The organism is Lentzea sp. CA-135723 (assembly GCF_050936595.1).
Classification (GTDB): Bacteria; Actinomycetota; Actinomycetes; order Mycobacteriales; family Pseudonocardiaceae; genus Lentzea.
Map to the genome: position 1 here is coordinate 810,577 of NZ_JBNJMK010000001.1, position 12,837 is coordinate 823,413.

Annotated in this window: 8 protein-coding genes; 3 read left to right on the top strand and 5 right to left on the bottom strand. The window is 68.1% G+C overall.

The annotated features are described in order from the left end of the window. Positions 1-7: 7 nt before the first annotated feature. Positions 8-691, top strand: coding sequence for a CHAT domain-containing protein (locus ACQEU1_RS03370; RefSeq protein ID WP_433196084.1), 684 nt, complete (start codon positions 8-10; stop codon positions 689-691). 1 nt (position 692) lies between these two features. Here the strand turns inward: ACQEU1_RS03370 and ACQEU1_RS03375 are convergent, their stop codons facing one another. Genes ACQEU1_RS03375 through ACQEU1_RS03385 form a run of 3 tightly spaced genes read right to left on the bottom strand, consistent with a single transcriptional unit; the run spans position 693 to position 5,869 of the window. Continuing rightward, positions 693-1,670: a hypothetical protein gene (locus ACQEU1_RS03375; RefSeq protein WP_433196086.1), complete on the bottom strand. Its 978-nt coding sequence runs from the start codon at positions 1,668-1,670 to the stop codon at positions 693-695. A 3-nt stretch (positions 1,671-1,673) separates the two neighbouring features. Next, on the bottom strand, positions 1,674-2,201 hold the full coding sequence (locus ACQEU1_RS03380; RefSeq protein ID WP_433196088.1) for a hypothetical protein: 528 nt from the start codon (positions 2,199-2,201) through the stop codon (positions 1,674-1,676). Then, positions 2,198-5,869, bottom strand: coding sequence for a CHAT domain-containing protein (locus ACQEU1_RS03385; protein ID WP_433196090.1), 3,672 nt, complete (start codon positions 5,867-5,869; stop codon positions 2,198-2,200). Before ACQEU1_RS03385 ends, ACQEU1_RS03380 begins: the two co-directional genes overlap by 4 nt. 241 nt (positions 5,870-6,110) lie before the next feature. On the opposite strand from ACQEU1_RS03385, the gene ACQEU1_RS03390 reads away from it, so the two are divergent. Both ACQEU1_RS03390 and ACQEU1_RS03395 read left to right on the top strand, forming a co-directional pair. Beyond that, on the top strand, positions 6,111-6,713 hold the full coding sequence (locus ACQEU1_RS03390; RefSeq protein ID WP_433196092.1) for a DUF559 domain-containing protein: 603 nt from the start codon (positions 6,111-6,113) through the stop codon (positions 6,711-6,713). A 910-nt stretch (positions 6,714-7,623) separates the two neighbouring features. After that, positions 7,624-8,787 (top strand): hypothetical protein, encoded by a 1,164-nt coding sequence (locus ACQEU1_RS03395; RefSeq protein WP_433196094.1) that lies wholly within the window; start codon positions 7,624-7,626, stop codon positions 8,785-8,787. Between the two features lie 35 nt (positions 8,788-8,822). On the opposite strand, the gene ACQEU1_RS03400 is transcribed toward ACQEU1_RS03395, so the two are convergent. Continuing rightward, the gene (locus tag ACQEU1_RS03400) at positions 8,823-10,013 is read right to left on the bottom strand and encodes a hypothetical protein (RefSeq protein ID WP_433196096.1); all 1,191 of its coding nucleotides are present in this window, start codon (positions 10,011-10,013) and stop codon (positions 8,823-8,825) included. Positions 10,014-11,157: 1,144 nt separating this feature from the next. After that, positions 11,158-12,804 carry an ABC-F family ATP-binding cassette domain-containing protein gene (locus ACQEU1_RS03405; RefSeq protein WP_433196098.1) on the bottom strand — a complete coding sequence of 549 codons (1,647 nt, stop codon included), beginning with the start codon at positions 12,802-12,804 and terminating at the stop codon, positions 11,158-11,160. Positions 12,805-12,837 lie beyond the last annotated feature (33 nt).

Here is a 12,837-nt window from a genome sequence, read left to right on the forward strand (position 1 = left end):
GGAGGCCGTGGTCGCCGCGGTCCGGCCGGCTCGCGTGTGGCACGTCGCCTGCCACGGCGAGTTCGACCCGGACGATCCGCAGCGGTCCGGGATCCTGTTGGCGGACCGGCGATGTGCGGTCGCCGACCTGATGAGCATGCGGCTGGACTGCGAGCTGGTGACGTTCAGCGCGTGTGAGACCGGGCTCGCCGAACGGGTACCTGGCGACGAGCTCATCGGCCTGGCCAGGGCGTTGATCTACGCCGGTGCCCGTGCCGTGCTGGTGAGCCTGTGGAACGTGGACGAGGTGTCCACGAGCATCCTGATGAGCGCGTTCTACCGGGCGCTGGCCCGTGGCGTGAACAAGGTGACGGCGCTGACCGAGGCCCAGCACCGGGTCCGCACCATGACGATCACCGACGCGATCACGTACTGCCGGCAGGCGGTGCGGCCCGTGGACGACCCCTTCACCTTCGCCCGCGACATCGCCGATCTGCGGTTCCAAGCCCGTGACTTCACCACCGCCGAGGCCGAGTACGCCGCGCTCGCCGACCAGGCGCCACCGGACGACCCGCGGCACCGCGGCCTCGTCGCGGCGATCGCCCGCACCCGGCGTGCCCGGCGGGTCGGGGGTGAGGCCGACTACGACCTGCGCCCGTACGCCGATCCCTACCATTGGGCGCCGTTCGTGCTGATCGGCGACTGGAGGTGAGTCACCGCAACCAGAGGAGACCGGCGACCGCGGCCACGAGGACCAGCAACGCCCACCACGTGGTCAACGTGGGCACCCACAGTCTTCCCTTGCTCTTCTCGGCGGGCGGCGAGGACTCGTCGGGCATGAGCCGCGTTCCCTCGGGGATGCCGTGGAACCAGAACTGCCCGATCTCCTTCCACTGCGGACGGTCGAGCTCCGCCGTCTCGCCGCGCAGCTTCACGGCGAGGTCCCGGCGGTACACGTCGAAGGCCGCGCGAACCTGTTCCGCGTAGCTCTCCGCGGCCTGCAGGGCAGCGAGGTAGCAGAGGTGCGCGATCAGCGCGCCGCCCAGCAGACAACCGAGGTAGAGCAGCGCGGGTCCGCGCACCACGAGGAGGTACGCGCCCGTGCCGGCGGCCGACAGGGCGCTGAGCCAGCTCAGCGCGAGCAGGCGTTCGAGCATGCTCCGCGTCTCGCCGAGCCCGGTCGCGACCCGGTCCGGCAGCACCGCGTACAGCCGTGGCCAGAACAGCACACCGTCCATTCCGTACCGCAGCGCCGGATACAGCTCCGCGCTCTTGAAGATGTTGCCCAGCCGCGTCGGCATGACCTCCTCCGGCCGGGACTTGGGCGGGTAGCGCAGGTACAGCCGCTGGCCGTCGTCGAGACGCTGCAGCCGCAACCGGTGCAGGTGCTTCCCGAACGTGGAGAACGGGCGTCGCCAGTAGCCCTCGAAGAACCTCACCAGCGCTGTCGACGTGCTGCTCAGCAGGATCGCCAGGAACGCGACCACGGCGAAGAACAGGACCACCTGCAGGGTTTTCAGCTCGACGCTCTGCGCGGTCCACGTCGTGACCATCTTGCTGATCCCGTGCGCACGATGGCCGCCCACGACGACGACAGCGAGTGCGCCGACCGTGAAGCTCGGCACGAGCGCGTCGAGGAAGAACCGGCGTCCGACGATCCCCGCCGATTCCTTGAGGAGCGAACCGAGCACGCGTCAGCCTCCGCTCAGCGTGATGGCGTGGGCCGGCAGATCCGGGTTGGCGCAGTCGTCCGGCCGATCCGGATCGTAGAAGGTCAACGCGTTGACGTGGCCGCACGAAGGCCACGCGCAGGTGACACGGGCGGTCGGCACGCGGATGTCGCCGGGCAGCCCGGAGTCCGTGCCCTCGCCCATCGTGCGGCTGGCGACCTGCCCGGAGGACGCCGCCTCGTCGATCATCGCGGCGGAGATCACGCCGAGCACGTCGCGGTCCCGCACGACCACCGCGCCGTGCGGGTTGAGATCGAGCAGCGTCATCGCTTCGCCGCCGACCACGTCGTCGAGCGAGATCCCGGCCGGGATCTCCACACCGGGAGGCAGGGATCGTCCCCCGGCCAGGTCGGCGGCGGTGCCCAGGGCGAGGACGTGCCCGGCCTCGTCGACGAGCACCGCGTAGGTCCGGTCGCCGAGCAGGCCGAGCGCCTCCGCCGGGGGGACGGGTACGCGCAGCACGGCGAAGGACGTGTCGGGTTCCACGGTCATCTCCAATCACCGACCAGGACGAAAGGTGCCCAGTGGTAGGGCTCGGCGTAGGGGCGGACTTCGTAGTCGGGTGTCACCGCGGTCCGCCCGGCGCGGCGGGATCGTGCCACCGCGCCGACCAGATCACGGCGAGCCGGGCTGTCGGCCGGTGCTCGGTCCGCGAGGTCGGTGTAGGCCGCCGCGGCCGCGGTGAAGTCACGGGCGATGAACCTCAGGTCGGCGATGTCGCGTTCGACGACGAACGGGGTGTCGAGGTGCCGCGCGGCGTTCTGGCAGTACGTGATCGCGTCGGAAGCGGTCGTCGTGCGCAGCAGCCGCTGGGCCTCGCTCAGCGCCGCCGGCTTGGCCGCGCCCGCCGCCAGCGCCTCGTAGAAGGCGTGCATGAGGATGCTGGTGGAGATCTCGTCGACCGGCCACAGGCTCACCAGCACCGCGCGGGCCCCCGCGTAGATCAGCGCACGGGTGAGGCCGAGCAGTTCGTCGCCGGGTGCCTGTTCGGCGAGCCCGGTCTCGCAGGCGCTCAACGTCACCAGGTCGCAGTCCAGCCGCAACGACGTCAGGTCGGCCACCGTGCACCGCCCGTCCGCCAGCAGGACGCCGGAGCGTTGCGGATCACCCTGGTCGAACTCGCCGTGACACGCCACGTGCCACACGCGGGACGTCACGGACCGCACGGCGTCCACGGTGACCTCGGCACCGACCAGCAGCGCGACCGGTGGCTCGGCCAGCCTCGCGACCTCGGCCGCCTGCACCCGTGCGTGCGCCAGCGGCCGGTCCGCGCGGGAGTCGGCCATGATCGTTCCGCCGGTCGCCCGGGAGCCGGTGGCGCTGGTGTACCGCAACAACCCGGCCGCGGGCAGGTACGACACCGCGTTGTGATCGACCAGCGGGGCGCCGTCGACCTCGACCGCGTGCAGCGGCACGAGGTGCAGTGCGTCGTGCGGCACGAGGCAGAGCCGCTCACCTTCGGCGCGGCGTTCGAGCAACGGTTCCACCAGCGGGCGAAATGCCCGCAGGTCGAGGTGGACCGGGTCGGCACGTGACGCGGCGACCGCTGCGCGGAGGTCGTCGCGGGACAGCTCGATCTCGACGACCTCGGGCTCGGTCTGGTCCGCACGCAGCACGAAGAGGGTGGTCCGGTCCTCGGTGACGAAGTACTCGGCGAGCACGGTGCCGTCCTCCAGGTGGCCGCGGACCTCCCCGATCGACATCGGTTCGCCCCGCCGCAGCCGGACGTGGGTCGCACCGTCCACTCCGGACTCGGCCAGCTCGTGCCACACCCGTTCCAGCCGGGCCCGCGCCGCACGCACGCGTTCGAGCAGCGCGGGACGTTCGGCGGGGGAGGCCTCGGCCTGCTCCCGGATCGCGAGCTGGAGCTGCTCGACCGCTTCCTCCTCGTCTTCCCCCAGAACGGACGCCGCCGACTCGCCCAGCTGCTCGAGGAACACGCGGGATCGCGCTCGTTCCACGAGCTCGAAGGCCCTTCCGAACGGGTCGCGCGGCCAGTCCGGTGCGTCCAGTTCGCCTTGCACCAGAAGCAGTTCCGCGGCGGTCTCGTAGGCGTTGCCGGGGAAGACCGCTCCAGCCCCGATGCGCAGGTCGGCGTCGAGCACCCGGCCGCGCATCTCCTCCAGGGCGTCGATCGCCGCGCACGCGTAGCCGTAGGCCTCCACGACGTCCTCGGTGATCCAGGCCAGCCGCAGGTACGCGTTGTGGACCCAGGTCAGATGCCCGTCACGGGTGCCGACCTCCACCGCTTCGAGCAACAGCCTCGTTGCTCGCTCCCGATCACCGCGGTCGTCGGCGGCCAACGCCCGCAGCGCGAGTGACATGGCCGGAATGCGCCGGCCGGCCGGAACGTCGGTGAGATCACCGCCCTCGATGCGCGCTGCCAGCGTCGACTCCATCCAGCGGAGCTCCTGGACGTGCAGCCTTCGTCCGCCGCCTGCGAAACCCCGCACGGTGGAACCGGATTCCTCGGCCCTGGCCGCCTTCCACCCGTCTCGGTCGAGCACCGTCCGGCGAACCTCGTCCAGCAGTTCGCGCGCCGTGTCCACGTCGTCCAGGGCCAGGTGCGCGGACGTGGCGACGATCAGGGCGAAACGTCTCGCCGGTGCCGCGAGATCCTCGTCCTCCACCTGCTCCGCCAGTTCCAGGAGAGCCTCGCGCGGCCGGGCGAGCCAGTCCGTGAGCACCGCCGCGGCGGAGGCCTGGGCGAGGGCCGCGAGGATCGGCGCCTGCGCGGACCTGGCGTGTTCCGCGGCCGCCCGCCACGCCGCCAGCGCGTCGTCACGCCAGTTCAGCGACTGGTAGAGCCTCGCCCTGGCGGAGCTGCACAGCCACCGCGCCCGGTGCTGATCCCGCTGCAACCGTGCGGCGTACCGCACCGGGAATCGCGGCACCACCTCGGACTCGACGAGCTCGACCGCCTCCTCGGCGATGTCGAGCCACCGCAGCGCGACGGTCGCTCCGTCCGCGGGCGGCCGGTGGATCGACCGGATCGCCATCCAGGCGAGCCGGACCACGGGCCCGTAGTCGGGACGCCGCGGCCGCGCGAGGAACGAGTCGTACAACCAGCAACCGAGGACGTGCCGCCGATAACCCGGCTGGTAGCCGACGAGCTGCTCGGCCTCGGACCACGCCCTGACCACCCGCCGGCTGCTCAGGTAGCCGGTGGCACCGGTGACGAGCTCGTAGACCACGAGCATCGCGGCGGCGAGGATCAGGTCGCTCGCCGGGTGGAACAGCCCGACGGCGGCGAACACCAGCACACCGCGGTGCACGCCGATCTCCCGAACCGCCACGACCAGCAGCATCCGGGCGCGGCGGGCGGTGATCGAACCGACGTGCCGGGTGCGGTCCACCAGCGCCGCCGCGAACTCCACCAGCAGATCCAGCCCGATCAGCACCAGACCGGCGACCAGAGGCGGTACCGACCGCAGCAGATCGACGACCAGAGCGCCGAACGGCGTGGCCGCCAGCCCGAGCGCGAGCACCACCGCCAAGAGGCCGCCACGCGCAGCCCGCCGCAGGTAGCGCGTGACTCCTCGCAGCTCCCAGTCGAACCACCACACGCCCACCGCGATCAGCCCAGCCACCCCGAGCCGTGCCCACCAGTCGGCGGTGGTGCCGCCGGGGAACGGCAGCACCACCGCCAACAGCACGGGTACCGCGCCGACGACGAGGTGCAGCACGCGCAAAACCCGATCCACCAAGACAGGCGGCTGGATCACGTCGCCGTAGGTGATGGCCCGGCTGATGGCGCGGCCGAGGTCCAGCCGTCCAGAACGCCGGCGGAGGACCATCGCCACCGCCTGGGCGACGGCGCCCGCGACGACCGGAACGACCCACCACAGCAACAACATCTCGTCCGGCTGCCAGAACACGTAGACCAGGGCCGCACCCGCACCGGCCTGCGCCAGGCCGACACCACCCAGCAGCACTCCGACCACGACCAGTGCCAGCACCCCGGCCCAGCCCAGTCCGGCGACCCACGCCAGGAACCGGTGCGCGACCCAGCCGATCAGCGTCCACAACACCAGCCCGACGACCAGCAGGGCGACGGGGTTCTGCCGTGTCCGAGCGGCCTGCAGACGCAACTGGAAACCGGCGAACCCGACGGCGACGAGCACCAGCGGAAGCGTCCACAGCCAGTTGGTCGGCGTCATGTGCAGCCACCCTCGTCGCGCGACTGATCCACCTGGCAGTCGCCGCCCGGCCACGATCCGTTACGGGCCCGACCTCCATCACGACAGGGAATTCGAGCTGTACCAACGGCTCTCTGGAACACCACGTCTTGCTCGAACACGACGACGCGGGCACCTGACGCGGAACCCACCGGGGTCGAACGCGGCCATCGAGGTTGCCGGGCGTCCCGAAATTGTCGGTGCCTGCTCGTAGCGTGTGATCATGACTGGCTTTCGAGGGGGATCCGCCGTCGGCCGCTACAGCAGCCACTGCCCGCCCGGTCGATGCGCGGCTGCGGCTGAACCAGGCACGTCCAAGTTGGAGCAGGACCTGTTCACGTTGCTGAAAGTGCCGTTCGGTGGAGGTGATCTCGACTACCGGGTCGGCCGATGCCGGGCCGACATGGCGTTCCGAGTGGTACCGACCGGCTCGCTCGACCAGAACGACAACCTGGTGCTCGTCATCGAGTACGACGGAGCGTATTGGCACGAAGAACGCAAGGAGAGGGACCTTGCGAAGACCGAGTGGATGAGGTCGTGCGGTCACGAGGTCATCCGCGTTCGCGAGTTCCCGCTGAAGAAGCTGGGCGAGCACGACATCGAGGCTCCTCAGCGGCCAGATCCGCTGCTGTGCGCACGACTTGTGCTCCTGCATGCCCTGCACGAGTTCCTCGACTGGTACGCCTTCGAGGAGACGCAGATCCGGGTGAAGCAGTTTCTGATGGCGATCGGAGCCCCTTTGGAACGTGACCAGGTCAAGTGCTCTGACTGCTGGGAGCTGGCCACGAAGATCAAGGAGGTCGCCGCGAAGCGCTATTGGTGGTGACTCACCCTGTCTGCTGGTCCGGCTGACGGAAGCCTCGTTCTTGAGGTTGTAGTCGATCAGCTGGACGTTGGTCTGGTTGATGCCACCCTCCGCGGTCGTGGACAGCTAGAAGTCCTCAAGGGCTTGCAGGACGAGAAACCGGTCGCCCAGAGTGATGCCGGGTGTGGTCGTAAGCCAGTTGTTGCCACAGGAGAGGAAGCGACCTCGAGCGTGCGGTGCTGAGTGAGACATCGCGGATGTTGGTGACCTGGTGGCATCGCCTCGGGTGGGCTTGGACAAGCCTTCGAAGGTGTGGAGGACGAGCCCGACATCTCGTTGGGGGGTGGGGTTTCCACAACGCGGGGCTCATCTGCGCTCGCCCGAGGTGCGGGACACCTGCGCTGACGGGCTGCCGACGTCGGCCACATCAGGCGCTACACCACACCCGTTCGCAACCTGATGACCGCTCGCAAGACCCGTGGGAGCTACGGCACCGGACGTAGATCCAGTGCACGTTGAGCCGACCGGACAGCGCCAGGTTCTCGATCCCTGGTCCCGTGCTGGACCCGGCAGCCGTCGTCGTAGGCGAACCCCGCGGTCGGCTGGAAGTCCCGCGTGAGCGACCTCGTAGGGCACCCAAGCGGCGAAACGTCCGTTGTGCAGTTGTCGCTGTTGGTTCGCACGAGATGCGGACATCAGCGGCCGCGTGCCCAAGGCGCTGTAGCGTCGACGAATTAACCGGGCCTGGCTAAAGCCCACTTTATCGTGGTGTTGTTGCATCGTCGGGGCATGTATTCGTTGTCGTAACGCATGGTGTTGGGCGGCCGATGAGCGGCGTGCCGGCGCGGACCGATATCACCTTTTGTGATGCCGGAGTTGCTCCTGCTCGATTTTCGGACCGAACCCGCCTTGGTGGCGAGTGGAGGGTGTTGTGGACGACAACGTGGCGCAGCCGTTGACAGATCTCGCCGAGGCGGGTGCGGAGGCGCTTGTCTCGGTGATGGCGACCAATGCGTGGGAATCCGCCGGAGCGCGTATCGCGGCTGTCATCGGGATGGAGCGGCGGATGAACGCCGACGACGAACGGCTCGGCAACCTGCCCGAGAACGAGCGCGCGGAGGAACGGGCCGCACTGACGAGCGTGTGGCGCGTCCGCCTGGCCGACCTTCTCGAGGACCACCCCGAACTCGCCGACCAACTGCGCGCCGCCCTCACCCACGACCAACCCGCCAAGCCGACGGCAACCCATCCCTCTCGTGCCAACATCGTCTTACAGATCACGTTCATCCCAGCAGCTATCACAACTGCCGTTGTCGCATTTCTGCCGTGGTACATGTTTGAATCAGCAGAAGCGCACCAGGGAAATGTGCTCGTGGCGGTTGCGGCGATAGCGTCTTTGGTAGCTGGGTTGTGGTCGCTCATGACCAGGCCGACAGGCGTGCGTTCACCTTGGCTGGACGGGTTTGCCGCAGCGGCGGCCTTTGTCGCGCTCTTCCTCTCTGTCCAGTATCTCGGCGACAACTCGGGAGACATCTTTGTGCGCGAGTTGATCCCGTCGGGACTGCAGGAGGGAACGGTCTACGCGGCGATTGCGGGATCAGCCGTAATGACGCTTGCAAGCCTGGTGCGACTGCGTCAAGCATGGGAAATCCGCTTTGGCGACAACGGCACGAGCAGTGGGCGCTTGCCGTCAGTGATTCCGTTCTTGCTGACACTGGCCGTCCTGCTGGAAATCGTCAGCATGGTGGCCCCCTTCGACGCCGTCATGAGCACTTATCGGGGCCTGAGAACCGAAACCGTTTTCGGCACCGAGATCGGGTGGCTGGTCGGCGTGGACACCGCGATCGCCGTGGCGCTGGCGGTGGCCGCCAACTTTGGTGCAGCCGCCTGGGTTCGCCGGCTGGCCTGGCTCGTAGCGCTGCCGACGGCAGCGATCCTCGTTTTGGCTGCTCTAAGCTCGTATGAGCAACTGACCAGCCCCTTCCGCGTGTACACACTCGGTGCTGCTGCCATGACTGCCGCAGCAGCAATCCGGGTAGTCGGACTCGCATTGCTTTTCGCGCACGCTTGGCGAACCAGAAACCCGCAACCATAACGCGGAGAAATCAGCCTCAAGTCAGTTTTGCGGTGCTACCCCTCGGTCGGGGGTGTCACGGTGACCTTGGTGCCATGATCATAAAGCCGCCACTCCATGTCGAGCATCCTCTCCTGAAATGGGACCGTGATCTTCAGGTAAGTCAGATCATTATTGGGGCTGATCGATGCGGCAAACGGCAGTGGTCGCTCTGATGAGCCCGGAAGGAAAACCTGCGAATCCATGGTGCCCGTGAACGAGCAATTGGACTGCGTCGCGCTTTCTGCTGAAGACAGGTAGCTGGCCGTCTTGATGGGGTCGCCCTGCGCGATCCCGGGCTCCTTGGGTGTTCCCTTCTCGCTCTGCCACTGCCCGCCGGAGACTCGGTAGTAGGAGATATCCCCTATTTGCTTCGTGTCGAACCTCGCGTTTGCGATGGAGCCATTGGTGCTGGAGATCTTGTTGTGATTGTCTACTTCTCCCGACATCGTCGTCTGGATTCCGTCGGCTCGGAAGTTGAACTTGAAGCTTGCGTCACCGATTCGGCGTGCGGCCGTGTTGAGAAGCTCGACAGCTGGGCGGTCGCCGAATATCGAGCCGCACGTGTAATGCTGGTATGCCGCGTACCCGCCGCCGACCGCTGTGGTGCCGGCGACCAACGCGGTCACCACCACGACTTTGGTCGACGCAACCATCCCGCCCGCGGCGGCAGCACCACCGGAACCTCCGGCGAAGTGTCCTGTGGCAACGCCGACGCTTGCTCCCGCGACGCCTGCGCCAAGCCCTGCTGCTGCAGCGCGGCCGACCGTACCGCGGGTGTTTCCAGGCGAGTTGATGAACACGTCACGCTTTCCGCTGATGTCGTTGAAGACATCCCTGCCGCCTTGGATCACGGTCGAACCGTTGGTTGTGGTCGCCTCCAGTTTCTGTTGAGCGGCCGTTGGCTTGGCGGGTTGGTCGTGGGTGAGGGCGTCGCGCAGTTGGTCGGCGAGTTCGGGGTGGTCCTCGAGAAGGTCGGCCAGGCGGACGCGCCACACGCTCGTCAGTGCGGCCCGTTCCTCCGCGCGCTCGTTCTCGGGCAGGTTGCCGAGCCGTTCGTCGTCGGCGTTCATCCGCCGCTCCATCCCGATGACAGCCGCGATACGCGCTCCGGCGGATTCCCACGCATTGGTCGCCATCACCGAGACAAGCGCCTCCGCACCCGCCTCGGCGAGATCTGTCAACGGCTGCGCCACGTTGTCGTCCACAACACCCTCCACTCGCCACCAAGGCGGGTTCGGTCCGAAAATCGAGCAGGAGCAACTCCGGCATCACAAAAGGTGATATCGGTCCGCGCCGGCACGCCGCTCATCGGCCGCCCAACACCATGCATTACGACAACGAATACATGCCCCGACGATGCAACAACACCACGGAACCCCGTGGGTGCCAGAACTTCACACGCACATGCCGAGCTGCAGCGGTCAGGTTCTGTTGCCCTACAGGCATTATCGTGGGGTGTGGCGCTGCGACTGTTGTACCTCTTCTTTGTCTGGCTGGGGTGGCTGGCTGGTTTTGCTCGGCCAGTTCTCGATGGCCGAGTACGTCGAGTTGCTGGTGTTGCGGTACGAAGTCGCGGTGCTGCGTCGTGGCAATCAACGCGTTGGTTGTAGTGAGCTGATCGTGCGGTGCTCGCCGCGTCGGTACGGCGACTACCTCGCTATCTACGGGAGTACCGGTTGGCGTCTCCGGGCGCTGTGTCGCGGTGGCGCCGTGGTTGGTCGCGCGTATGGCGTGGGAGAACACGGGCTGGGGTTGCCGACGTATCCGGGTGCTCAAGCGGCTTCGGATCCCGCCCTCTCCGACTCGGGAACTCCGACACGTCGTGGCGGCGGTCACTACGTGCGGGAAGTCGGCACCTGGATTCCGCGATCGTCTGGGGCCGGTCCGTCGCATCGGTGCCCGCCGCGTGGCTCGCCACCGTGACGAGGGTTGCAGGGAGCGATGGCGAGCATCAGTGGCGGTTAGCGGACACGGGCGAGGTCAGGACCCTCTCACTGCAGGCCGGCCGGCGAGTGATTCGGTGCTCACCCTGTACCTGCTCCGCCGCCACGTCCCGACGACGAAACCGACGGCAGTTTCGCGGAGGGCTTGAATCGGCGTTCAACGCGGCTACAGCACGAGCTGGCGTGCTCGCACCGCGTTGCTGCCACACCAACTCGACCTCGACACGCTCAGAAGCCACGACTCGGCCTCGTCCTCCGAGGGGGGACCCAGGTAGATGCCGCTGGTGATGTAGTCGGTTGGCTGGCAAGTGCGGCTAACCTCTAGGCCCCCCAAGCGGTCCACCTCCATGGCCGCCGCCACCACCGCGTGCCGTGTCGTGGCGCGGTCCACGTGAACTACCGCCCGCTACCTGTTCCTGGTCACCCGCGCCTCGTCCCACACCGGCTCGTCCACCTCCAAGACCGAGCCGTCCGAACGGAACAGCAGGTACCGATCGAAGGACCGGGCGAACCAGCGGTCGTGCGTCACCGCCACCACCGTGCCGTTGAACTCCTCCAGCGCGTCCTGCAGGGCCTCGGCCGAGGCCAGGTCCAGGTTGTCCGTCGGCTCGTCGAGCAGCAACAGCGTCGCCCCGGACAGTTCGAGCAGCAGCACCTGGAACCGGGCTTGCTGGCCTCCGGAGAGCACCTCGTACCGTTGGTCGCCCGCGGCGGCCAGGCCGTAGCGGGTGAGAGCGCTCATCGCCCGGCCCCTGTCCAGGCCCGACCGGGCATCGTGGCCCTGCCAGAGCACGTCCACCAGAGTCCGCCCCACCCACTCGGGATGCTCGTGCGTCTGTGCGAACAGGCCGGGAACCACTCGTGCGCCCAGCCTGCACGTGCCGGTATGTGCGACCGCGGTAGCCTCTGGATCGGCCAGCAGGCGCAGGAAGTGGCTTTTGCCGGAACCGTTGGAGCCCAGCACGCATACCCGGTCGCCGTAGAAGGCCTCCAGGTCGAACGGGCGCATGAGGCCGGTCAGCCCCAGGCCTTGACAGGTGATGGCGCGCAGGCCCGTGCGCCCGCCTTTCAGGCGAGGCGTGAGGCGCTGCTCGTTCGGCATCTCCGGTGGTGGCCCGGCTTCCTCGAACTTCCGCAGCCGTGTCTGCATCGCGCGGTACTTCTGGGCCACCGCCTCACTGACGGCGGCCTGCACCCGCAGGGTGTGCGTCAGGTCGCGGAGTCGCTGGTGCTCCTCCTCCCAACGCCGGTGCAGCTCCGCCACACGTTCCCAGCGGGCCCGCCGGGCCTCGTGCCAGGTGCCGAAACCACCGCCGTGCGTCCAGGCGGTGCGCGCCTCCAGGGTGACCACCTGTGTCGCCGCAGCGGCCAGCAACTCCCGGTCGTGGCTGATCAACAGCACCGCCTTGCCGGTCTCCGCCAGCCGTTGCTCCAGCCAGCGCTTTCCCGGCACGTCGAGGTAGTTGTCCGGCTCGTCCAGCAGCAGCACCTGCTCTTTGCCTCGTAGCAGGGCCTCCAGCACCAGCCGCTTCTGTTCTCCTCCGGAGAGCGTGGTGACACCGCGGTATTTCGCTCGGTCGTACGGGACCCCGAGAGCGGCGACCGTCACGGTGTCCCACAGCACCTCCGTCTCGTAGCCGCCGGCCTCGCCCCAGTCCACCAATGCCTGCGCATACCGCAACTGGGTCGGCTCGTCGTCGACCTCCATCAGCGCGAGCTCGGTGGTGTCCAGCTTCTCCGCTGCCGTCCGCAGGTCCTGATGGGCCACGCTCAGCAGCAGGTCGCGCACCGTGCTCTCGTCCCGCACCGACCCGATGAACTGCGGCATCACCACCAGCCCGCCCTGGGCCTGCACGCTGCCCTCGGCCGGGGTCCATTTCCCGGACATCATCCGCAGCAACGTCGTTTTGCCGGCGCCGTTCTCTCCCACTAGCGCCACGACTTCCCCGTCGGAGACGCGGAAGGACACGTCACTGAACAACAGCCGCCCGTCGGGCAGCACGCAAGACAGCCCATTTGCTGAGAGAAACCCCACGTACACACAGTAGGGCATTGGTCGATTGTGCTGCCGGGCGCGCCGATATCC

Excerpts from the sequence above, each read along its gene's own strand:
- ACQEU1_RS03380 (WP_433196088.1), bottom strand. The coding sequence starts at position 2,201 with ATGACCGTGGAACCCGACACGTCCTTCGCCGTGCTGCGCGTACCCGTC.
- ACQEU1_RS03385 (WP_433196090.1), bottom strand. The coding sequence starts at position 5,869 with ATGACGCCGACCAACTGGCTGTGGACGCTTCCGCTGGTGCTCGTCGCC.
- ACQEU1_RS03390 (WP_433196092.1), top strand. The coding sequence starts at position 6,111 with ATGACTGGCTTTCGAGGGGGATCCGCCGTCGGCCGCTACAGCAGCCAC.
- ACQEU1_RS03405 (WP_433196098.1), bottom strand. The coding sequence starts at position 12,804 with ATGCCCTACTGTGTGTACGTGGGGTTTCTCTCAGCAAATGGGCTGTCT.